The 20,047-nt window shown below is 66.5% G+C and carries 17 protein-coding genes; 9 read left to right on the top strand and 8 right to left on the bottom strand.

Features of this window, described 5'->3' with window-relative positions; translation table 11 throughout:
- Positions 1 to 1,257 (bottom strand): NAD(P)/FAD-dependent oxidoreductase, encoded by a 1,257-nt coding sequence (locus tag U7114_RS01010; RefSeq protein WP_323056282.1) that lies wholly within the window; start codon positions 1,255 to 1,257, stop codon positions 1 to 3.
- A gap of 247 nt (positions 1,258 to 1,504) precedes the next feature.
- Here U7114_RS01010 and U7114_RS01005 point away from each other — a divergent pair, with 247 nt between their 5' ends.
- The 3 genes from U7114_RS01005 (at position 1,505) to U7114_RS00995 (ending at position 4,260) form a co-directional block, all read left to right on the top strand.
- Complete coding sequence (locus U7114_RS01005) at positions 1,505 to 1,708, top strand: cold-shock protein (RefSeq protein ID WP_009372930.1); 204 nt, start codon at positions 1,505 to 1,507, stop codon at positions 1,706 to 1,708.
- Positions 1,709 to 1,849: 141 nt separating this feature from the next.
- Positions 1,850 to 3,121, top strand: coding sequence for a plasmid pRiA4b ORF-3 family protein (locus U7114_RS01000; RefSeq protein WP_323056281.1), 1,272 nt, complete (start codon positions 1,850 to 1,852; stop codon positions 3,119 to 3,121).
- A gap of 290 nt (positions 3,122 to 3,411) precedes the next feature.
- A complete protein-coding gene (locus U7114_RS00995) occupies positions 3,412 to 4,260 on the top strand; it encodes an esterase/lipase family protein (protein WP_323056280.1) in 849 nt (282 codons plus the stop codon).
- Positions 4,261 to 4,279: 19 nt separating this feature from the next.
- On the opposite strand, the gene ctaD is transcribed toward U7114_RS00995, so the two are convergent.
- Both ctaD and U7114_RS00985 read right to left on the bottom strand, forming a co-directional pair.
- Positions 4,280 to 6,034 (bottom strand): cytochrome c oxidase subunit I, encoded by a 1,755-nt coding sequence (ctaD, locus tag U7114_RS00990; RefSeq protein WP_323056279.1) that lies wholly within the window; start codon positions 6,032 to 6,034, stop codon positions 4,280 to 4,282.
- Between the two features lie 114 nt (positions 6,035 to 6,148).
- On the bottom strand, positions 6,149 to 6,883 hold the full coding sequence (locus U7114_RS00985; RefSeq protein ID WP_157238805.1) for a FadR/GntR family transcriptional regulator: 735 nt from the start codon (positions 6,881 to 6,883) through the stop codon (positions 6,149 to 6,151).
- 190 nt (positions 6,884 to 7,073) lie between these two features.
- Between U7114_RS00985 and U7114_RS00980 the strand changes: the two genes are divergently transcribed.
- From U7114_RS00980 to U7114_RS00970, 3 genes are all read left to right on the top strand, one after another.
- Positions 7,074 to 7,619, top strand: coding sequence for a gluconokinase (locus tag U7114_RS00980; RefSeq protein ID WP_157238804.1), 546 nt, complete (start codon positions 7,074 to 7,076; stop codon positions 7,617 to 7,619).
- A 41-nt stretch (positions 7,620 to 7,660) separates the two neighbouring features.
- A complete protein-coding gene (locus U7114_RS00975) occupies positions 7,661 to 9,064 on the top strand; it encodes a GntP family permease (protein WP_323056278.1) in 1,404 nt (467 codons plus the stop codon).
- 259 nt (positions 9,065 to 9,323) lie between these two features.
- Complete coding sequence (locus U7114_RS00970; RefSeq protein WP_323056277.1) at positions 9,324 to 10,061, top strand: hypothetical protein; 738 nt, start codon at positions 9,324 to 9,326, stop codon at positions 10,059 to 10,061.
- Positions 10,062 to 10,141: 80 nt separating this feature from the next.
- On the opposite strand, the gene U7114_RS00965 is transcribed toward U7114_RS00970, so the two are convergent.
- Together U7114_RS00965 and U7114_RS00960 are read right to left on the bottom strand one after the other, a co-directional pair.
- Entirely contained in the window at positions 10,142 to 11,731 is a 1,590-nt protein-coding gene (locus tag U7114_RS00965) for an alkaline phosphatase D family protein (protein WP_323056276.1), read from the bottom strand.
- Positions 11,732 to 11,845: 114 nt separating this feature from the next.
- Positions 11,846 to 12,229 carry a TfoX/Sxy family protein gene (locus U7114_RS00960; RefSeq protein WP_323056275.1) on the bottom strand — a complete coding sequence of 128 codons (384 nt, stop codon included), beginning with the start codon at positions 12,227 to 12,229 and terminating at the stop codon, positions 11,846 to 11,848.
- 147 nt (positions 12,230 to 12,376) lie between these two features.
- Between U7114_RS00960 and U7114_RS00955 the strand changes: the two genes are divergently transcribed.
- A complete protein-coding gene (locus U7114_RS00955) occupies positions 12,377 to 13,195 on the top strand; it encodes an SDR family NAD(P)-dependent oxidoreductase (RefSeq protein WP_323056274.1) in 819 nt (272 codons plus the stop codon).
- Between the two features lie 118 nt (positions 13,196 to 13,313).
- On the opposite strand, the gene U7114_RS00950 is transcribed toward U7114_RS00955, so the two are convergent.
- Both U7114_RS00950 and U7114_RS00945 read right to left on the bottom strand, forming a co-directional pair.
- Positions 13,314 to 13,931, bottom strand: a complete 618-nt coding sequence (locus U7114_RS00950) for an FMN-binding negative transcriptional regulator (protein WP_323056273.1) — start codon at positions 13,929 to 13,931, stop codon at positions 13,314 to 13,316.
- 2 nt (positions 13,932 to 13,933) lie between these two features.
- On the bottom strand, positions 13,934 to 14,908 hold the full coding sequence (locus U7114_RS00945) for a DMT family transporter (RefSeq protein WP_323056272.1): 975 nt from the start codon (positions 14,906 to 14,908) through the stop codon (positions 13,934 to 13,936).
- Between U7114_RS00945 and U7114_RS00940 the strand changes: the two genes are divergently transcribed.
- Positions 14,907 to 16,319 carry a PLP-dependent aminotransferase family protein gene (locus U7114_RS00940; protein ID WP_323056271.1) on the top strand — a complete coding sequence of 471 codons (1,413 nt, stop codon included), beginning with the start codon at positions 14,907 to 14,909 and terminating at the stop codon, positions 16,317 to 16,319. The genes U7114_RS00945 and U7114_RS00940 overlap by 2 nt on opposite strands.
- Positions 16,320 to 16,322: 3 nt before the next feature.
- On the opposite strand, the gene U7114_RS00935 is transcribed toward U7114_RS00940, so the two are convergent.
- Positions 16,323 to 16,835, bottom strand: coding sequence for a hypothetical protein (locus tag U7114_RS00935; protein ID WP_323056270.1), 513 nt, complete (start codon positions 16,833 to 16,835; stop codon positions 16,323 to 16,325).
- Between the two features lie 238 nt (positions 16,836 to 17,073).
- On the opposite strand from U7114_RS00935, the gene U7114_RS00930 reads away from it, so the two are divergent.
- Positions 17,074 to 20,040, top strand: coding sequence for a BTAD domain-containing putative transcriptional regulator (locus tag U7114_RS00930; protein ID WP_323056269.1), 2,967 nt, complete (start codon positions 17,074 to 17,076; stop codon positions 20,038 to 20,040).
- Positions 20,041 to 20,047 lie beyond the last annotated feature (7 nt).

Raw genomic sequence — 20,047 nt, 5'->3', positions numbered from 1 at the left:
TCAGCCGCCCAGGCCGGCGATGTGGCCGGCCACGTATTTGGCGTCGTCGCCCACCAGTGCCAGGGTGGCCGAGGCGTGCCTCGTCAGCCAGGGCAGTCCGACGGCGTACAGGCCGGTGACGTCCGTGACGCCCCGGGAGTGCCGGGGGTAGTTCCACTCATCCAGCACGGGGATGTCCAGGAAGCTGAAGTCCAGGCCGTACCCGGTGGCCCAGATGACCGCCGTGATGCCTTCGGCGTCCAGGTCCAGCCGTGCCCCGGATTCCGGGGGGAGCCATGAATCGGTCCGCGGCGTTTCCGGGGCCGGCGCATCAATGCCGGCCGCCGCGATGTAGGCGTCCGCCATCAGCTTCAGGCGCTGGCCGAACCCTGCCTCAACCATCGCCAGGCGTTCGGGGAGGTCGTCGCTGAAGGCCAAGACGCCGTCGTCGATTCCCTCAAAGCGGCCGTGGAGCCGGACGCCGCGGCGGCCCAGTTCCCGCACGCGGATGCTGTGGCCGCCGTCGTTGCCGGAAACCAGCGGATTGCACAGGAAACGCGCCGCGGGGGAGGGGAGCTGGTCCACCTGGAAACCGTTGATGCCGTACTCGGGGCCGTGCAGGTTGACCTGCAGGATCCAGTGGAAGACGTCCTGGCCCCGGTACCGGCGCGGCGCCTCGGGGCAAGTTGAGACGGCCAGGTGCACCTCCCGGCCGGCGGCCAGCAGGTCCTCGGTGATCTGCCCGCCGGACTGTCCGGTGCCCACCACCAGCACGGCACCGCCCGGCAGCTGCTGCGGATTGCGGTAGTCGTGGCTGTGCAGCTGGAGCACATGCGGGGGAAGGCCGGCCGACGCCGCCGGGATGCGCGGCAGCTGGAAGGCCCCGTTGGCCAGCACGACGTTCTGTGCCGCGAACTGCCCGCCGGTGGTTTCCACGCTGAATCCGCCGTCAGCCCGGCCGATCCGGGTGGCTTCCGTGTCCAGCAGCACCGGCGCGGCAATCCGCTGGGCATAATCACGGAACAGGCCGATGACGGCGTCACGGGGAAGGAAAGCGTCAGGCTCGGGACCGTCGTAGGTCAGGCCCGGCAACATGAAGGAGAAGTTGGGCGTGTTCAGGTAGAACGAATCCCAGCGGTCCTGCCATGCCCCGCCCAGGGCATCCCGCCGCTCCAGCACCTGGTGCTCCACGCCGTGCCGCGCCAGCCAGTAGCTGGTGGCCAGGCCGGCCTGCCCGGCTCCGATCACCAGGGTGTTCACCCGTTGCGGTATCTCCATGGTTTGCTCCCGCAGGTCAGGATGCGGACTGGATCTGCTGGCAGGATATGCCCGGATGGGCGCCGTGGTAAGTGCTGCTCCAAATCTCCTGTAGTGTTGTTCCTGTTGTTGTGTTTATGCAGTTGGTAGTTCAGGCAGTACGCGCGGTCGAAAGTCCGCGTTCTTCTGAAGTAGCGGTTTTGAACACCCCACACCGGAGGGCCCGAAAGTCGGGACTTTCCCTCCACCTTCACGAAGGACAAAAATAATGGCTACTGGTACCGTCAAATGGTTTAACGCTGAAAAGGGCTTCGGCTTCATTTCCCCCGATGACTCTTCACAGGATGTTTTCGCACACTACTCTGCGATCAACTCCAACGGCTTCCGCTCCCTCGAAGAGAACCAGAAGGTTTCCTTCGACACCGAGCAGGGCCCCAAGGGTCCCCAGGCCACCAACATCCAGGCACTCTAATCCATTAGGGAATCTGGGGCCTTCGGGTTTCGAATTTTGAAAAAGCAGGGCCGGTCACTGACCGGCCCTGCTTTTGCTTAACCCGGCTGTGCTGCCAGATCAGCGATGCAGGACCTCCTGCGGCTCTGGAAAGATGACCCTATGCAGTCCGCCGCACGCGTCCCCGCCTTTGAACTCCGCATCAGCATTGAGGACTCCGAGCCAGAGATCTGGCGCCGACTGCGGGTTCCCGCCGCCCTGACAGTGGAAGAATTCCATCTTGCCGTGCAGGCGGCCTTCGGCTGGGAGGACCGCCACGTTTACGCCGTCAGATGCGTAGATCCCCGCGGGAACCAGCGCGTGGTTGCAGGGCCCCGCGGCGCAACGGAGGACTCGGGCGCAGAGGCGGCCTCCGCCGTCGTCCTTTCGGACCTGTTGGATCCCCGGAAGCCGGGCACGGCCTGCGAGTACGAGTACGACTTCGGCGACGGCTGGACTCACCAGGTGGAGTTGCTCGGGCCGGCGGAACTGGCGTACGGCGAGCTCCAGTGCCTGGGCGGCGCCAACCGTGGTCCCGTGGAGGATTCCGGCGGGCCGGAGGGATATGCCAACCTGGTCCGCATCCTCGCGGACCGGCACCATCCGGAGCATGGCGATGCCGGGAGATGGGTCTTCGAGACCACCGGGGAGTTTGGCCAGAGGTTCGACGCCACCCGCTTCGACGTGGACGCTGCCAACCGCCGGCTGCGGATCCTCAGCCTCCAGTGGTGGCCGCAGCCGCTCACTGACGGCGAGCGCGATGCGGTGCTGAAGCCCGTGCGCTGGTTCCTGGAGAATGCCGAGGTTGATGGCCTGGAACTGACGAAGGACGGGTACCTGAAACCCTTCCTGGTGGCGCGCGCCGTGGAGGAAATCGGCTGGGACGGAGCCGTCCTGGGCAAGGGAAACCGTGAAGCGAATGTCTTGCCGGTCCGTGAACTCCGGGAGCATGTCCTGGCGTGGAAGCTGGTACGGAAGCTCAAAGGCAGGCTGGTGCTCACACCCCGCGGCCGGCGGGCGCTCGAACGGCCGGGCGACTTGTGGGACTACATGGTGGACGTGATCGCCAATCCGAAGCACGACGCCGTACGGCTGGCCATGCGCCTCTACACACACTGGTACCTCAGTGGCATTGCGCCGCCGCGGCTCCTTGAAAGGGATGTGATCAGCCTGGCCCTGGAGGACGCCGGATTCGTTACCCCGTCCGGCCACGGCATCCCCGAGGAGTGGGTCACCGACATCTACCGGCGTGTGCTGTGGAGCCTCATGTGCCTGCGCGTGTTCGATCGCGGCGACCACCTTTTCCACCGGCAAATGCTGACCGACGGCGGCGTGAAGTTCTTCATCGCGGTCAGGGACGCTGACCGGCATTCTCCGGGCGGTCCTGCGAGCTGACAGCCACGGCTGTCCGTGCACGGATGTGCAGCGGCAGTGAACGGTGATGCGCCGCCGGTCCGGGGCCACAATCTGGCTACTGACCAGTAACAACGATGTGGAGTAACCTTCAAATCCGCCGCCGCACCCGGCGCAAATGGCTGGCGGTCCTGGCCGCACGTTTGTGCAGAATCCGCCGCCGCCGCCCGGTCCTGCCTAGCATTTGAAGAGCCCCGGGAGGAACCTGGCCCGCAGCACAGGCTCCGGTTCCTGCCCGGCCCATCCGCTGACACGCAAACGAAGAGGTTTCTATGTCACTGCTCAAAAAGGCACTGTCCCTGGCCGCGACCGCCGTCCTCGCCGGTTCCCTCACCGCGGCACCCGCCCACGCGGACGTCGTCGAAATATCCCCGCCCGGCGCCAACGACTGGTCCTGCAAGCCGTCCGCCGAGCACCCCTACCCTGTCATCCTGGTCCCCGGGACCTTTGAAAGCATGGCAAAAAACTGGTCCACCCTCTCGCCGTACCTCAAGAGCGCCGGGTACTGCGTCTTTGCGCTCAACTACGGGGAGACGAACGGCGTCTACGCCACCGCGCCGGTAGCCGATTCCGCGAAGGAACTCGCCCCGTTTGTCGACGCTGTCCGCGCAGCCACCGGCGCAAAGAAGGTGGACCTCGTGGGCCACAGCCAGGGCGGCATGATGCCCCGCTACTACATGGGCTTCCTCGGCGGCGCCAAGAACGTCAACCAGCTCGTCGGAATCGCCCCCTCGAACCACGGCACGGAAGGCGTGATCCTTCCGCCGCCGGACGTCGTGGCCGACCCGAACTACACGGCTCTCGGCTGCGCTGCCTGCGCCGACCAGCAGGCAGGTTCGCCGTTCATGCAGGAACTCAACTCCATCGGTGACACCGTGGCCGGACCGTCCTACACCGTGATCTCCACCGTCTACGACGAGGTGGTGATTCCCTACAACAGCCAGTTCCTCTCCGGCCCGGCGCGGCAGGTCACCAACATCACCATCCAGGACAAGTGCCCGGCGGATGTGTTTGAGCACGACCAGACGCCGAACGACCCCGTGGTGCACCAGATCGTCGCCCATGCCCTGGGCAGGGCGTCAGGGCCGGCGGATCCGGCCTACCAGCCCAGCTGCATTTAGCAGCGGACCGGCCCGCCCGCTACTTGTCCGGGTTCGGCTCCCGAACGTCCTTTTCACCGATGTCCGCCGCGCCCAGGGCTGCCGCCGCCGCGCTGTGGACCGGCTCATGTTCGCGGACCCGGATCTCGGGGTGGTGCAGGTCCAGGGCCGGCCGCTCGGAACGGATCCGGGGCAGGGACGTGAAGTTGTGCCGAGGCGGCGGGCAGGACGTGGCCCATTCCAGCGAGGCGCCGAAGCCCCAGGGATCGTCCACGGTGACCTTCTTGCCCGCCCGCCAGGTGATGTAGACGTTCCAGAAGAACGGGATCAGGGAGGCGCCCAACAGGAAGGAACTGAAGGTGGAGAACTGGTTCATCAAGGTGAAGTTGTCCTCCACCAGGTAGTCCGCATACCGGCGGGGCATTCCCATGACGCCCAGCCAGTGCTGGATGAGGAACGTCCCGTGGAAGCCAACGAGCAGCATCCAGAAGTGGATCTTGCCCAGGCGTTCATTGAGCATGGTGCCGGTGAATTTGGGCCACCAGAAGTAGAAGCCGGCGAACATCGCGAACACCACGGTGCCGAACACCACGTAGTGGAAGTGCGCCACCACGAAGTAGGAGTCCGAGACGTGGAAGTCCAGCGGCGGGGACGCCAGGATGATGCCGGTCAGGCCGCCGAACAGGAAGGTGATCAGGAAGCCGATGCTCCAGAGCATCGGGGTTTCGAAGGTCAGCGAACCGCCCCACATGGTGCCGATCCAGTTGAAGAACTTCACGCCGGTGGGGACTGCGATCAGCATGGTCATGAACGCGAAGAACGGCAGCAGCACGGATCCGGTGACGTACATGTGGTGTGCCCACACCGTCATGGACAGCGCGGCGATGGAGATGGTGGCGTAGACCAGGCCCTTGTAGCCGAAGATCGGTTTGCGGCTGAAGACCGGGAAGATCTCCGAAACGATGCCGAAGAACGGCAGCGCGATGATGTACACCTCGGGGTGGCCGAAGAACCAGAACAGGTGCTGCCAGAGGACGGCGCCGCCGTTTTCCGGATCGTAGATGTGGGCTCCGAAGCGGCGGTCCGCGCCGAGGGCGAACAGTGCTGCTGCCAGCGGCGGGAAGGCCATGATGACCAGGATGGCCGTCACCAGGGTATTCCAGGTGAAGATCGGCATCCGCCACATGGTCAGGCCGGGGGCGCGCATGCAGATGATGGTGGTGATGAAGTTGACCGCACCCAGGATGGTGCCGAAACCGGACAGCGCCAGGCCGAACACCCACAGGTCCCCGCCGATGCCGGGACTGAAGGTGGTATCGGACAGCGGCGCGTAAGCGAACCAGCCAAACGATGCCGCGCCCTGCGGGGTGATGAAGCCGGACACCGCAATGGTGGAACCGAAGAGGAAGAACCAGAATGCCAGCGCGTTCAGCCGCGGGAACGCGACGTCCGGCGCGCCGATCTGCAGCGGCATGATCACGTTCGCGAAGCCCGCGAAGAGCGGGGTGGCAAACATCAGCAGCATGATGATGCCGTGCATGGTGAACAGCTGGTTGTACTGCTCCTTCGTCTGCAGCACCTGCATGCCGGGCTCGAACAGTTCCGCCCGGATGAGCAGCGCCATCACGCCGCCCATGCAGAAGAACGCAAAGGACGTGATCAGGTACATGTACCCGATGGTCTTGTGGTCCGTGGTGGTGAGCCAGTTGACCACGATGCTGCCCTTGCGCCGGGGTACCACGGCCGGCGCAGCGGTAGCGGCGAGCCCTTCACCTGAATGTCCGGTAGTGGTCATCGTTCCACCTCGCAGATCTCCTGGATGGCGCTGAAGGCCCCTTGCGTAAGCCCTACTTTGAAGGCTACTCAGGATCGCGGTGTCCGGGAAGGGCTTTGATGAGGCGCCGGGGCGCTAGTGCAGCCCCATCGCGTTCCGGACCTCGTCCAGGATGTGGTGCATTGCTGATTCCGCCACCGCCGTGTCCCCGGCCGCCACGGCTGCAGCCACGTCCTCATGCGCCTGCAGCGCCTCGTTCCGGGGCTTGAACGGCATCAGCCCCTGCTGCGTCCGGCTGGTGAGCACTTCCGCCACCATGCCCTCGAGTGCCTGGAACATCTCGTTTCCGCAGCTTCGCAGCAGCAGCTGGTGGAACTCGATATCGGCCGCCAGGAACCCCTGGAGGTCGCCGGCCTCACCCAGCCGCCGCAGCTCCGCCGCAAGGGCAACAAGCTGTGCCCGTTCCGCGGCGCTGGCACGGCGGGCGGCGCCTGCGGCGGCAATGGGCTCGACGGCGATGCGCAGCTCCGTGAGGCTGCTGTACTGGACGTCGCGCCGGTCCGAGGCAAGCCGCCAGCGCACCAGCTTGGGGTCGAAGACGTTCCAGCACCGGCGCTCCTGCACCACGATGCCAACCCGCCGCCGCGAATAGACCAGGTTCATCGACTCCAACACCTTCATGGTGTCCCGCGCAACGGTGCGGGAAATTCCGTACTCCTGCTGTAGGCCTTCCAGGGTGAGCCTGCTGCCCGGGGCCAGCTTTGCGGAGGCGATGGCGACGCCGACCGCCTCCAAAACGCGCTCGTGCATTGCGGGGGAGGCCCCGCCGTCGTGCGCATCATCCGCGCCCGCACCTGTCGCCGTCGACATATTTTCCGCCTCTCTCCGCGCCGGAGCGCACCTCCAGAATAGCGAACAAAAACAGTAAGGTATGACCTGTGACACGCAAAGATAGTATTTATTAGCCTCAAAGGTGATACCTTATGGCGTAGCCCACGTAACGACGGGCACGCAGCGAGCTTCTTCGAAAGCCAAAGACGTCTTCTCCGGAGGTATGAACATGCAGAATCCCCCCACGCATCTTGTGGTGATGGGCGTCGCCGGGTCCGGCAAAACCACCCTGGCGGCGGCCCTGTCCGGACAGCTGGGATGGGCCTGCGCCGAAGCGGACGAGTTCCACCCGGACGCGAACATCGCCAAGATGACCCAGGGCATCCCGCTGCAGGACGAGGACCGCTGGCCGTGGCTCCGGGAAATCCAGGCCTGGATGAGCGCCCAGGCCCAGGCCGGCTGCAGCACGGTCATCACCTGCTCCGCCCTGAAGAAAAGCTACCGTCAGCTCCTGTCCGAAGCGGAGGGACGCGTCATCTTCCTCCACCTCGACGGCGGCGCGGACCTGATCAGCCGGCGCATGCAGGGCCGGGAGGGCCACTTCATGCCGCCCGCCCTGCTGCCGAGCCAGCTGGCCACCCTCGAGGCGCTCAGCCAGGAAGAGCTCGACGCCGGCAGCCTCCGCCTGGACATCGCGCAGTCACCCGGGCAGCTGGTCGCCGCCGTCGTGCAGGCCCTTCACCTTTCCTCCGGCCAGGCGCCCAGCGCGTCCTGACCACCCCTGACCCCCAACAAATCCTGCTTCAAAGGAGAACCATGACCATCGAAGGATGGACCCAAACACTGGGCGCAGGGCCGCTGCTGCTCATCGCCGCCGCAGCGATCCTCGTCCTGCTGTTCCTGATCATCAGGCTGCGCATGCACGCCCTGGTCGCGCTGATCCTGATCAGCCTCGCCACTGCCTTCGCCACCGGCATCCCCGCCAGCCAGGTGGTCCCGGTGCTGATCAACGGCTTCGGCACCACGCTCGGCACGGTGGCACTCCTGGTGGGCCTGGGCGCGATGCTCGGCCGCATCGTCGAAACCAGCGGCGGCGCCAAGGTGCTGGCCGACTACCTCATCGGCGTCTTCGGCGAAAAGCGCGCCCCGTTCGCCCTGGGCCTGGCCTCGCTGATCTTCGGCTTCCCCATCTTCTTCGACGCCGGCCTGGTTGTCATGCTGCCCGTGGTCTTCGCGGTGGCCCACCGCCTGGGCGGGGGAGTGCTCCGCTACGGCCTGCCCGCCGCCGGCGCATTTTCCGTGATGCACATCTTCCTGCCGCCGCACCCGGGCCCGGTGTCCGCAGCGGCCTTCTTCGACGCCAACATCGGCCTGGTGACCATCGCCGGCCTCATCGTCGCCATCCCCACCTGGTACGTCACCGCCTACCTGTACGGCCTCTACACCGGCAAGAAGCTGGTCCTGCCCGTGCCGGAAATCCTGGGCCACGCCACCGCCGAAGCCGAGTCGCACCCGCCGCGCTTCCGCACCATCGTGGGCCTGCTGCTCCTGCCGCTGCTCCTGATCTTCATGAACACCGGGCTGAACACCCTGGCTACCTCCGGTGTACTCGCCGAAGGCGTCAAGAAGGAGCAGTGGTACCAGGTCCTGCGCACCCTCGGCGAAACTCCGGTGGCACTGCTGATCGCCGTGCTGGTGGCCATGTTCGTGCTCGGCGCCAGGCGGGGCAGGGACGCGGGTGCGCTCGAGAAGCTGCTCGAATCATCCCTGGGCCCGGTCTGCTCCGTCATCCTGATCACCGGCGCCGGCGGCATGTTCGGCGGCGTACTGCGCACCTCCGGCATTGGCCAGGCACTGGCCGACGTCCTGGGCGACCTGGGCATCCCGCTCATCCTCGCAGGCTTCCTGATCTCCGCCATCCTGCGCATCGCCCAGGGTTCGGCCACCGTGGCGCTGACCACCACCGCCGGCCTGATCGCCCCCGCTGTTGCCCTGGCGGGGCTGAACGGGATGCAGGTTGCCGCCCTGGTGATTGCCGTGGCCGCCGGTTCCGTGGTGGTCTCCCACGTCAACGACTCCGGGTTCTGGCTGGTGGGCCGCTTCTTCGGCATGGACGTCAAGACCACCCTGAAGACCTGGACCGTCATGGAGACCCTCATCGGCGTGATGGGCTTTGCCATCGCCGCAGTGATCTTCCTGGTGGCAGGCCTGGCGGGTTAGCCTGCCGAACTATGGCGCCCCTCCCCAACTAAGTAGCGCCAGGTGTCGTTTTGAAACCCCAAAACGACACCTGGCGCTACTTGCTTTTTAAGTGCGTGCCGGAGATACCCAGCTTTCGATGATTCACCCTGCTTGGTAAGGGGTAGCCGAAGGGGTTCAGGTTGGCGACGGACTGCACTAACTTTCTCCTATGGCCATGGGCAAGCAAAGGTGCTCGGACCCCAATAGGAATTTCTACTCAGAAGGAGTGGGAAAGGTCATGAATCAACCAACCAAGATTTTCCTGGCCGTCCTCGTCGTGCTGCTCGTAGCGGCAGGAGTGGCACTTTTCGTCACTGAAAGCACCAGGAAGAGCAGGGCCGCCGAGTACACCCCCCGGGTCAACCCCGCAGATTTCAGCACCAAGATCACGAACAAATACTTTGCCCTTCCGGTGGGCAAGAAATTGACCTATGAAACCGTTGAGCAGGGGAAGGTCACCGAGACGATCGAAATCGAAATCCTGCAGGAGACCAAGACCATCGAGGGCGTTGAGACCGTCATTTACCTGGACAAGGAATTCAAGAACGGGCAGCTCGTGGAGGAAACCCGGGATTATTTGGCGCAGCACAAAAACGGCGACGTGTGGTATTTCGGCGAGGACGTGAACAACTTCTGGAACGGGATTCTGATCAACCACTCCGGCAGCTTTCTCCACGGGAAAGACGGGGCACAAGCGGGGATCTGGATGAAAGCCGAGCAGCGCGTGGGGGATTCCTACCGGCAGGAATTCTACGCGGGCTATGCCGAAGATATGCGGGACACGGCGGCCACCGGCGAGACCGTCTCCACGAAGGCCCGGACCTACACCGGCTGCGTCAAGGTTTACGACTGGTCGCCCCTTGAAAAGAATGCCCGGGAGCACAAGTACTACTGCCCGGAGGTCGCTGCGCTGGTCCTCACCGAGGACCTGCAGTCTGGAAGCCGGTCAGAACTCGTGAAAGTCGTCGCCCCGTAGCCTCCGGCAGCGGAACACCCGGCACCGGAAGGTCCGGCCGGTGTGCCGGCCGGACCTTCCGCTGGAACCGGTTTTCGAGCCTAACCGCGCGCCTGCAGCCCGGGCACGCCGTCCTGGATCGCGAACGAGGCCTTCGTCGAAACGGGGGCGCCCGGCGTCGTGACATAGTCCAGCGTCCGGAAGTCCGCCGTCATGGCGTCCCTGGTGATCCTGGTGTTCACGTAGCCGCGGTTGTCGTTGTAGAACTTCAGGTGCGGGTTCCACGCCATGGTGGGTTCCGTGGTGGAGCCGGTGCCATTGCCGGTGGAGGTGATGGATGTGCACACCAGTTCCGAGCCCACCACGGGCGAGGCCGGGTCCTTGTAGTCCACCTTGAGGTCGTTGGCCCAGTTGCGGTGCACGTCGCCGGTGAGTACGACGGCGTTGCGCACGTTGGCGTCCACCCAGCCTTGGGTGATGCGGCGGCGGGATGCGGCGTACCCGTCCCAGCCGTCCATCGAGACGTCGTCGATCTCCGGCGCCTGGGCGCGGTCACGCTCGGCGAAGAAGACCTGCTGGCCCAGGATGTCCCAGCGCTGGGTGGAGTTCCGGAAGCCGTCCAGCAGCCATGTCTCCTGCTCGGCACCGGTGATGGTGCGGTTCTCGGCCAGGCGCTCGGCCACGTTCTTCTTCCAGCCGTCGCCGGCGAGCTGGTCGTCGCGGTACTGCCGGGTGTCCATCATGTGGAAATTGGCGAGCTGGCCCCACTGGATGGTGCGGTAGATCTTCATGTCGAACCCGGCCGGCACGGACGAGGCCCGCAGCGGCATGTTCTCGTAGTACGCCTGGAACGCGGCGGCCCGCCGCTGCCGGAAACGCTCCGTGGTGTCGTTCATCTGGTTGGGGTCGCGGTTCTCGGGGACCTCGTCCGCCCAGTTGTTGTCCACCTCGTGGTCATCCCACACCACAAGCCACGGCGCGATCGCGTGCGCTGCCTGCAGGTCGGCGTCGGACTTGTACTGGGCGTGCCGCTGGCGGTAGCCGGCGAGGCTCACAGTCTCGGGGCCCTGGTGGTCGCGCGGATTGCCGCCGCCGATCACGTAGCTCCCCTTCTTGTACTCGTACAGGTAGTCGCCCAGGTGCAGCACCAGGTCCGGGTGGTCCTCGGCAAGGCGCGTGTAGGCGGTGAAGTAGCCGTGCTCGTACTGGGAGCAGCTGGCAAACGCCATGGCCAGGGCGGCAGGCGTCTCGTGCAGCGCCGGGGCGGTCAGGGTTCGGCCGGTTGCGCTGATGTGGCGGCCGCTGCGGAACCGGTAGAAGTATTCGCGGCCCGGCTTGAGGCCCTTCAGTTCCACGTGCACCGAGTGGGCGGTTTCGATTCCGGCCTGTTCGACGCCGCGGGCTACCACAGTGCGCATGCCCTCGTCCTCGGCCACCTCCCAGGCCACCGGGACCTGGCGGGAGGGCATGCCGCCCAGGCCGTCCTCGGCCAGGGGGTCCAATGCCAGGCGGGTCCAGATCACGAAGCCGTCCGGCCACGGCTCGCCGGAGGCAATGCCCAGCATGAACGGATCGGTGCGGAGGCCGGCGTCGTCCGCTGTTGAAACGGCGACTGCGGCACCCGGCAGGGCGGCGACGAGGCCGGCCCCGAGGCCGGCGGAAATGAGGGATCTGCGTGAGATGTTGTCCATGCGTCCCACCGTAGGGAGGCCGGTTGGACGGGTGCTGAGGACGGCATGAATGACTGGTTAACCGCGTGACAAAACTGTCTTGCCTGGTACGGGCCCCTCGAACCCGCCCACCGGCTACTTGCCTGCCTGGGACTTCGCGGCCTTCGGCTCCTTCGGCGGCAGCCCCGCCACGTACTCGAAGGCCTTGTGGATCCACGCCCTGGCACGGGCGTCGTCGCCGTCGCCTTCCTCGTTCCAGACTTCCGGTAATCCCGTGTAGCCGCCCATGGGCCGCTCCGCCGGGCCGAAGGGGACGGTCCGCTCCCCGCCTTCGAGCTGCTGCCTGTCCTCCGGCGAGAGCTTGATCCCGACGGTGGAGCCAAACAGGCCGGCGAACATGTTGCCGTTGACGAACGCACCGAGGTTGCCGAACATCGGCTTCACCACCACGCCGGGGCCGTCCGGCACCAGGGACCGGAAGCGCTCCTTGTCCGCGTCTGACGCTTTGGGCATCTCCATGGCTTTCCCCCCGGGTTCAGCTGGCTGGTCTGTGCAGGATATGCCCTCTTATCCGCGCCGGGGAACACCTGCCGCGCCGCCGTCGTTGTGCCGGTAGGCAACACGCCCAGCCAGGGCGCCGCGACTTCCCCAACCAAAGGACACCCCTTGACTCCTCGCACCATCGTGATCACCGGCGCCAGCGACGGCATCGGCGCAGCAGCCGCCCGGACGCTGGCCAAGGCAGGGGAGCAGGTGGTCGTCGTCGGCCGTTCCGCGGAGAAGACCCGCGCCATGGCCAAGGAACTGGACACCGACTACTTTGTCAGTGACTTCGCGGAGCTCGCTCAGGTCCGCACCCTCGCCGCCCAGCTGAAGTCCGACTACCCGCGCATCGACGTCCTGGCCAACAACGCCGGCGGCATCATGGGCAAGCGCACCCTCACCGTGGACGGCAACGAATCCACGTTCCAGGTCAACCACCTGGCGCCGTTCCTGCTCACCACGCTGCTGATGGACACCCTGGTTGCCAGCAACGCCAAAGTCATCAACACCTCCAGCGGCGCCAACAACTTCGGCAAGCTGGACCTGTTCGACCTCACGGCTGAGCACGGCTACTCCACCAACCGCGCCTACGGCACCGGTAAGCTCGCCAACATCCTCTTCACCTCCGAGCTGCACCGCCGCTTCGGCGAGCAGGGAATCACGACGGCGGCATTCCACCCCGGCGTGGTCCGCACCAACTTCGCCGCCGAGTCCAGCAGCCCGTTCCGGCACGCCTACAAGACGCTGCTGAACCGCTTCATGCTCACGCCGGACCAGGGCGCAGACACCCTGCTCTGGCTGGTCAACGGCACCGCGGGCAAGGACTGGATCTCCGGTGCGTACTACTACAAGCGCGCCCTGGCCAAGGCCAATCCCCAGGCCTACGACGCCGAACTGGCGCGCGGCCTGTGGGAGCAGAGCGAGGAGCTCGTGGCTGCCTGAGAGGCCCACGGCCGCCCGGCTGGGCCGGAAATGCGTGACTTTTGGGTTTCCCGTAGGCGGAGCCCGCGTGCTTTCGGGGCCTTGGCTCCTTGCAGCGCCCAAAAGTCACGCATTTGCGTCAGCGGGCGCGCTCTACATCCGCCGCGGCCTCTGACTGGCCTCGGGCAGTAAGCCCCGCAACTACGCCGTCCACGTCCGCTTCGGGCCGGTTCTGGCTCAGCTTGGCCTTGGCCTCGATCCGGGTGATGACCAGTTCGACGCCCACGATGGCCCGCAGTTGCCCGGCGATGTACCGGCCAGGCGCGTCATCCACGCTCCACGGGTGGTCAAAGCCGGCCTCGTGCACACCGGTGAGGCGCCGGACCTGCCGGTCCAGCCATGCAGGGTCGTCGTGGATCACCAGCCGTCCGTACACGTGCGCCGTGGTGTAGTTCCAGGTGGGCACAACGCGTCCGTGCTCGGCCTTGGACGCGTACCAGGACGGGGAAACGTAGGCGTCCGCACCCTGGATGATGGCCAGCGCGTCCCCGACGGCGGGTTGGGACCACTGCGTGTTGGTCCGCGCAACGTGCCCCTGCAACGCGCCGTGCTCGCCGGCGTCGGGATCGTAAACGAAGGGCAGGAGCGTGGCGATGAGGCCGTGCGGGGTCATGGTGACGAGGTTCGCTGCTCCCGGGCGGGTGAGGAGGTCCTGGACGGTGTCGGGGACCGCGGCAAAGTGGGCTGGAACATACATGGCTAATCCTTTGCTGGCTGGAGGACGGGGCCGGGGAGGGCGGCAATGTGGGCGGCCGCGGGCCTGAGCCGCACCCGGACGGCGGCCCCGGCGCACAGGATGACCGCCAGCCCGCCGAGGACCGTGGACCATGTCAGGGCTTCGCCCAGCAGGAGCGCCGCCCAGCAGATGGTGAGCACGGGCTGGATGAGCTGGATCTGGCTGACGCGGGCGATGGGGCCGATGGCCAGGCCCCGGTACCAGGCGAAGAAGCCCAGGAACATGCTCACCACGGCGAGGTACGCGAAGGCGGCCCACTGCGCCGGGGTTGCGGACGGCGGCTGCTGGATGGCGGAGACGGCGGCCAGGGCCAGCATCAGCGGCAAAGCGAGGACCAGCGCCCAGGAAATGGTCTGCCAGGATCCCAGTTCGCGGGCCAGCAGGCCGCCCTCTGCGTAGCCCACAGCCGCAGCCACCACCGAGCCGAGGAGCAACAGGTCCGTCCAGTGCAGGACACCCAGGCCGGCGGACTGCAGGGACGCGAAGGCGATGACCGCGAAGGCGCCGAGGCCGCTGACCAGCCAGAAAGCAAGCGGCGGGCGTTCCCGCCCGCGGATAACGGCGGCCGTGGCCGTTGCCGCAGGGAGGAGGGCGATGACCACGGCGCCGTGGCCTGCCGGGGTGCTGGTCAGGGCAAAGGAGGTCAGTAGCGGGAAGCCGATCACGACGCCGGCCGCAACCACCGCCAGGCGCACCCACTGCGTCCCGCGGGGGAGCAGTTGCCGGCTAAGTGCCAGGGCGGACGCCGCCAGGACTCCCGCCACCACGGCCCGGCCGGAGCCTATGAACAGCGGGGACAGGCCGGCAACGGCAACCTTCGTGAACGGTACGGTGAACGAAAAGGCTGCCACGCCAACCAGGCCGAGCAGCAGTCCGGATGGCTGCGGGCTCAGTATCGCTGTGCCGGAAGAATGAGTAGCGCTACTATTGTCTTTCATGAACAACGATAGCAGTTCGCGGATAGCGGCGCACCTGAAATCCTGGCTGTCCGCAGCCGCGCCGGGAGCGAAACTGCCGTCCACCCGTTCCCTGGTGGCCGAGTACCAGGCCAGCCCGGTCACCGTTCAGAAGGCCCTGCAGACCCTCGCGGCGCAGGGCCTCATTGAGAGCCGCCCCGGTGTGGGGACGTTCGTGCGGGCTGCCCGGATGGCGCGCCCGTCCGACTACGGCTGGCAGACGGCGGCGCTCCGCTCGCCGCTGGTGGCGCTGCCGCCGGCCTCCTCCACCATGCGGGACGTGCCGCTCGGGGCCATCGCCTTCCACTCCGGCTATCCTGCCCGCGAGCTCCTCCCCGAGCGGCTGGTGCGGGCAGCCCTTACGCGTGCCTCCCGCGGTGACGCGGCACTGTCCAGGCCGCCCGCGGCCGGCCTGCCGGAGCTGCAGTCGTGGTTCGCCCACGAGCTCGGCGCGTCGACGCCGGCCGGAATTTCGCCGCCGAACCCAAGCGACGTCGTCGTACTCCCCGGGAGCCAGAGCGGGCTGAGCTCCGTCTTCAGCGCGCTGGTGGGCAGGGGGCAGCCGTTGCTGATGGAGTCGCCGTCCTACTGGGGCGCCATCCTCGCGGCCGCGCAGGCGGGCGTCCGCGTTGTCCCGGTGCCCAGCGGCCCGGAAGGGCCGGACGCCGGGGAGCTTGCCCGCGCCTTTGACGAGTCTGGCGCCCGGGTTTTCTACGCACAGCCCAACTATTCAAATCCCACCGGCGCGCAGTGGACTCCGGAACGGCGCGACGAGGTCCTGGACGTGGTCCGCGCGAAGGGCGCGTTCCTGGTGGAGGACGACTGGGCACACGACTTCGGCATCACCTCCAGCCCCGTGCCTGTGGCTTCCCGCGACGATTCCGGGCACGTCGTCTACCTGCGCTCGCTGACCAAGAGCGTGTCCACTTCCATCCGGGTGGCGGCCCTTATTGCCCGCGGGCCGGCGCGGGAGCGCATCCTTGCGGACCGTGCCGCCGAATCGATGTACGTCAGCGGACTGCTGCAGGCCGCAGCGCTCGACGTCGTCACGCAGCCAGGGTGGCAGACGCACCTGCGCAGCCTGCGCCACCAGCTTGAATCCCGCAGGGACCTGCTGGTCACCAGCGTGCGGGAGCACATCCCCCAGGCGCACCTTGAGCAGGTGCCGAGAGGCGGGCTTCACCTGTGGTTGCGGCTTCCGGACGGGACGGACCTGGCGCGCCTGACCCGGGACTGCGAAGCCGCAGGGGTCATCATTGCCCCTGGCGACGAGTGGTTCCCGGCTGAGCCTGCGGGTCCTTTCGTCCGGCTCAACTACTCCGGCACGAATCCGGGCGCCTTCCCGGAAGGCGCCCGGATCATTGGCCGGATGCTGGAGCTGAACCTGGCCTAGCAGTCAGCCGGCCAGTGCCGCGCAGACGTCGACGGCGGTTCCAGAGGTACTGACCAGGGTCCACACGCCGTTTGTTCCTACCGTGTAGACGATTTTGCCGACGTACTGGACAGTGGAAGGTCCCGCCGGCACATCGCCGGGGTACAGGATGAGGCCGTTGTGGCCCGTGGCTGTAACGGTGTAGCTGCCGTCCCGGTTAAAGACCGTTTGGGCTACTGAGCCATCAGTGCGGATGGAAATGGATTCGCCCTCGCCGGGGCCGGGTCCCAGGTTGGTGTAGGTGTTCACCGTGCCCTTACCGGCCGTCAGGACTCGAACAGGGTTTCCATTTTCGTCCTTGAACTCCTTGGTCGTGAGGTTGCCGCCAGACCATGCCCATTCAAGGCTGAAGTCACAGGCCTCACCGGCCAAAAACGTCATGGCGCCGTCTGCATGTGCGGCTTGCGTCGACGCCACCAGGGCGCCGACTGCCAGGCTGGACGCGGCAAGGCTTCGAACAATGCTGGTGGTTTTCATGGGATTTTCCTTTCAGGTGTACCAGATCGTGCAAGTACAGGCTGACTCCGGGCGCTTAAGGGAGCCTTAATCACGGCGCAAGCTATGGACCCTCCGGGTGCCCGGGAGCATGATGGGGTTGATGCAGTTCCCCAGGGGGCTCATCATGTGGCATGGCGGGCGCTAGGGGCCGCTGGTCGAGGAGTCCACAGGATCGGGAGTGTCCCGCTTCCGTGGCCGGTCAGTAGGGGGCTTGCCGATGAGCGCTTTGTGGATCAGGGCCCTGGGTCCGTTGCAGGTGATTGCCGACGGCGTCCAGGTTCCCGTCAGCAGCCGCAACCTGCGGATTGTCCTCGAATGCCTCGCACTGCGCGCAAACTCGGTAGTAGCAGCTGACTTTTTGGCTGAAGCTGTGTGGGAAGGCCATCCGCCGGCGCATCCCGGACCGCAACTCCAGGTCTACGTGGCGAACCTGAGGAACTTGCTGGAGCCTAACCGCCCCAAGGGGGTTGCCTCGCGCCGCCTGGCCAGCAGGCCCGGCGGCTACCTCCTGGCTGTTGCCGACGACGAACTCGACCTGCTGCAGTTCCGCGCGCACCTTGCCGCCGGCGAGCATGAGGTGGGAGCGGGACAACTTGCCGGCGGCGCGGTCCGCCTGCGCCAGGCCCTGGACCTGTTCGAGTGCCCTGCGTTTCCTGACCTGGCCGACATTGAGCTGCTGGTCCCGGACCTGGAAGAGGTGGAGGAGGCCCGGCTGGACACGTGCCAGGACCTCTTCGACGTGGAACTGGCCCTGGGCCGGCATGCCAACGTGGTGGGGGAGCTCCAGCGGCTAGTATCGCAGCATCCGTTCCGGGAACGCCTGTGGGCGTCGCTGGTGCTCGCCTTGTACCGCTCCGACCGGCAGGCAGACGCCCTGGCCGCATGCCGGACGGCGCGGAAGACCTTTGCGGCGGAGCTGGGCATTGATCCCGGCGTGCGCCTGCAGGAGCTCGAATCCCAGGTGCTGCGGCAGGATGCCTCCCTTGCGCCGCCCACCGCCAACGAAAACCGCCGCACCAGGCAGCGCCTCGACAACCTGCCTGCCGCACTCACCCCCATGGTGGGCCGGGATGCTGAACTGGGGGAGGTTTGCTCGCTCTACCGCTCCGAGGGGTGCCGGCTTGTCACCGTCACGGGGGCGGGCGGGGCAGGGAAGACCCGCCTCGCCATGGCGGCTGCCAGCCGCCTGGGCGAGCACATGGCTGACGGCGCGGGCTGGGTCAACCTGTCCCCGCTCACCCAGGCTGAGCAGGTTCCGGGTGCCATCACGGCGGCACTCGGACTGGAGGCTCCAGCCGGCGAAGACCCGTTGAGAATCGCATCCCGGTTTCTCCAAGCCCGAACCCTGCTCCTGGTCCTGGACAACTTCGAGCATCTGGAAGGCGCATGGCCGGTGGTGCTGGACCTGCTCACCGCAGCTCCCGAACTCCGGATCCTTACCACCAGCCGGAGGCGGCTGGGGTTGCGTCCCGAGTACGAGTTTGAGCTTGAGCCGCTTGAACTGCCGCCCCTCGACCCGCCCCTGCCGCCGGCGCAGCTGCGGGAGGTGCCCGCTATGAAGCTGCTCCTGAGCCGGGGCAGGGCCGTCCGCCCGCATTTCACCGTGGATCCCGGAAACGCACTTGTGTTAACACGCCTGTGCCACCGGCTGGACGGCCTGCCCTTGGCCATCGAACTGGCGGCGGCCCAGCTGCGGCAGCTCAGCGAACACGATCTCCTCGCCGACCTGGAGGTCAGCCTGGCTGCGTTGCCGGCCAGTTTCCAGGATCTTCCGGACCGGCAGCGGACCCTCACAGCCACGATGGAGTGGAGTTATCAACTACTGGCGGATGCGGAACGCGTGCTTTTGTGCCAACTCGGTGTTTTCGCCAGCGATCCAACCCTGGCCGCGATCGACGCTGTGCGCGGCCCCGTCCCCTCCGATGCGCCATCCACGCAGGAACTGCTGTCCGCGCTCGCGGACCAGAGCCTGCTGCGGCGCTACACGGACCAGTCAGGACGGCGGCGTGTGTCCCTGCTGCAGTCCATCCGCGAGTTTGCCCGCGACCGGCTGGCGCTGCTTCCAGCAGAGCCTGAAGTGCGGCGCCGGCACGCCGAGCACTACGTTGCCTTGGCCGAGGCCGTATGCCCGCGGTTGTGGGGCCGGGACCAGGTGGACGCTTTCCGGACGCTGCACTCCGATGCGCTCGACCTCCGTGCGGCACTGCTGTGGGCGGCAGCACCGCATGGTTCAACGGAACTGGCCTTTCGCCTTGTGGGTCAGCTCTGGCACTACTGGGAGCTCACCGGAGACTTTGCCGAACAGCAGCGGACTGCAGTTGCGCTGGTAGAGGCAGTGCCGGATGCTCCACCGGAGCTTCGAGGCCCGGCACTAAGCGGGGCCGCTACCTTGAGCTGGGCTTTGGGATGCTATGCCAAGGCGGCCACCCTTCATGGCTTGGCGCTAAACGCGTTCCGCGAGACCGCAAACGCTTCTGCCAGCGCCTGGACGACCATGTGCCTTGCCGTTCAGTCTGCATACCTTGGAGACAGTGTCGCCGCAGAGCGGCTTGCTGCGGAAGCGTTGTCCTCTCCATCTGCCAGCCACCGCACCCGACTGTACGCACTAATTCTCCTGTCCCGCATGGCCTTCTACGCTGGCGAGCGGGCGCGGGCACTGGAGTTGTCCCGGCAGTGCGTAGAGCTCGGCCGGCCACTCAGTGACCGGTCGCTGCTGGGTGTGGTGCTCATCAATCTTGCGGACTGCAACGAACAGGAAGGCGACTACGAGGCAGCGGAACGGCTTCTGCTGGAGGCTGTCAACGCGTCGCTGGAACTTGGTGCCCACGGCAACCTCGTTGCATTTCTTGAATCATTGGCCGGAGTTTATGCCCGGCAGAACCGCCTGGAGTTCGCCATCAGGTTGCTTGCGGCAGCTGACGCTTACCGTACGGATCACGTACGGCCCCTGGACGCGGAGGAAGGGAAACGCGTAGCAGCCATCATTGCAAGAGTCCGGGCGGAAGCCGGCCCGATCCGCTTCGGCCTTGCCTGGGCTGGCGGAAGAAGCCTCACCATAACGCAGGCGGTCAACGAGGTGCTGCAGGGCGCACACCACACCGGAGTCCCACCGGGCGCTGGCCACCCAGCAGACCGGTATCCGTCAACCCCGGAGAGCGCCGTGGACCCGGCCCCGTGGTCCTGACTCATGG

Source organism: Pseudarthrobacter sp. C1 (assembly GCF_034720455.1).
Lineage (GTDB): Bacteria > Actinomycetota > Actinomycetes > Actinomycetales > Micrococcaceae > Arthrobacter.
This window is presented reverse-complemented; position numbering and strand designations above follow the sequence as displayed.

Excerpts from the sequence above, each read along its gene's own strand:
- U7114_RS00940 (WP_323056271.1), top strand. The coding sequence starts at position 14,907 with ATGAACAACGATAGCAGTTCGCGGATAGCGGCGCACCTGAAATCCTGG.
- U7114_RS01010 (WP_323056282.1), bottom strand. The coding sequence starts at position 1,257 with ATGGAGATACCGCAACGGGTGAACACCCTGGTGATCGGAGCCGGGCAG.
- ctaD (WP_323056279.1), bottom strand. The coding sequence starts at position 6,034 with ATGACCACTACCGGACATTCAGGTGAAGGGCTCGCCGCTACCGCTGCG.
- U7114_RS00945 (WP_323056272.1), bottom strand. The coding sequence starts at position 14,908 with ATGAAAGACAATAGTAGCGCTACTCATTCTTCCGGCACAGCGATACTG.
- U7114_RS00980 (WP_157238804.1), top strand. The coding sequence starts at position 7,074 with ATGCAGAATCCCCCCACGCATCTTGTGGTGATGGGCGTCGCCGGGTCC.
- U7114_RS00970 (WP_323056277.1), top strand. The coding sequence starts at position 9,324 with ATGAATCAACCAACCAAGATTTTCCTGGCCGTCCTCGTCGTGCTGCTC.
- U7114_RS00995 (WP_323056280.1), top strand. The coding sequence starts at position 3,412 with ATGTCACTGCTCAAAAAGGCACTGTCCCTGGCCGCGACCGCCGTCCTC.
- U7114_RS00960 (WP_323056275.1), bottom strand. The coding sequence starts at position 12,229 with ATGGAGATGCCCAAAGCGTCAGACGCGGACAAGGAGCGCTTCCGGTCC.
- U7114_RS00965 (WP_323056276.1), bottom strand. The coding sequence starts at position 11,731 with ATGGACAACATCTCACGCAGATCCCTCATTTCCGCCGGCCTCGGGGCC.
- U7114_RS01000 (WP_323056281.1), top strand. The coding sequence starts at position 1,850 with ATGCAGTCCGCCGCACGCGTCCCCGCCTTTGAACTCCGCATCAGCATT.
- U7114_RS00935 (WP_323056270.1), bottom strand. The coding sequence starts at position 16,835 with ATGAAAACCACCAGCATTGTTCGAAGCCTTGCCGCGTCCAGCCTGGCA.
- U7114_RS00930 (WP_323056269.1), top strand. The coding sequence starts at position 17,074 with ATGAGCGCTTTGTGGATCAGGGCCCTGGGTCCGTTGCAGGTGATTGCC.
- U7114_RS00985 (WP_157238805.1), bottom strand. The coding sequence starts at position 6,883 with ATGTCGACGGCGACAGGTGCGGGCGCGGATGATGCGCACGACGGCGGG.
- U7114_RS01005 (WP_009372930.1), top strand. The coding sequence starts at position 1,505 with ATGGCTACTGGTACCGTCAAATGGTTTAACGCTGAAAAGGGCTTCGGC.
- U7114_RS00950 (WP_323056273.1), bottom strand. The coding sequence starts at position 13,931 with ATGTATGTTCCAGCCCACTTTGCCGCGGTCCCCGACACCGTCCAGGAC.
- U7114_RS00975 (WP_323056278.1), top strand. The coding sequence starts at position 7,661 with ATGACCATCGAAGGATGGACCCAAACACTGGGCGCAGGGCCGCTGCTG.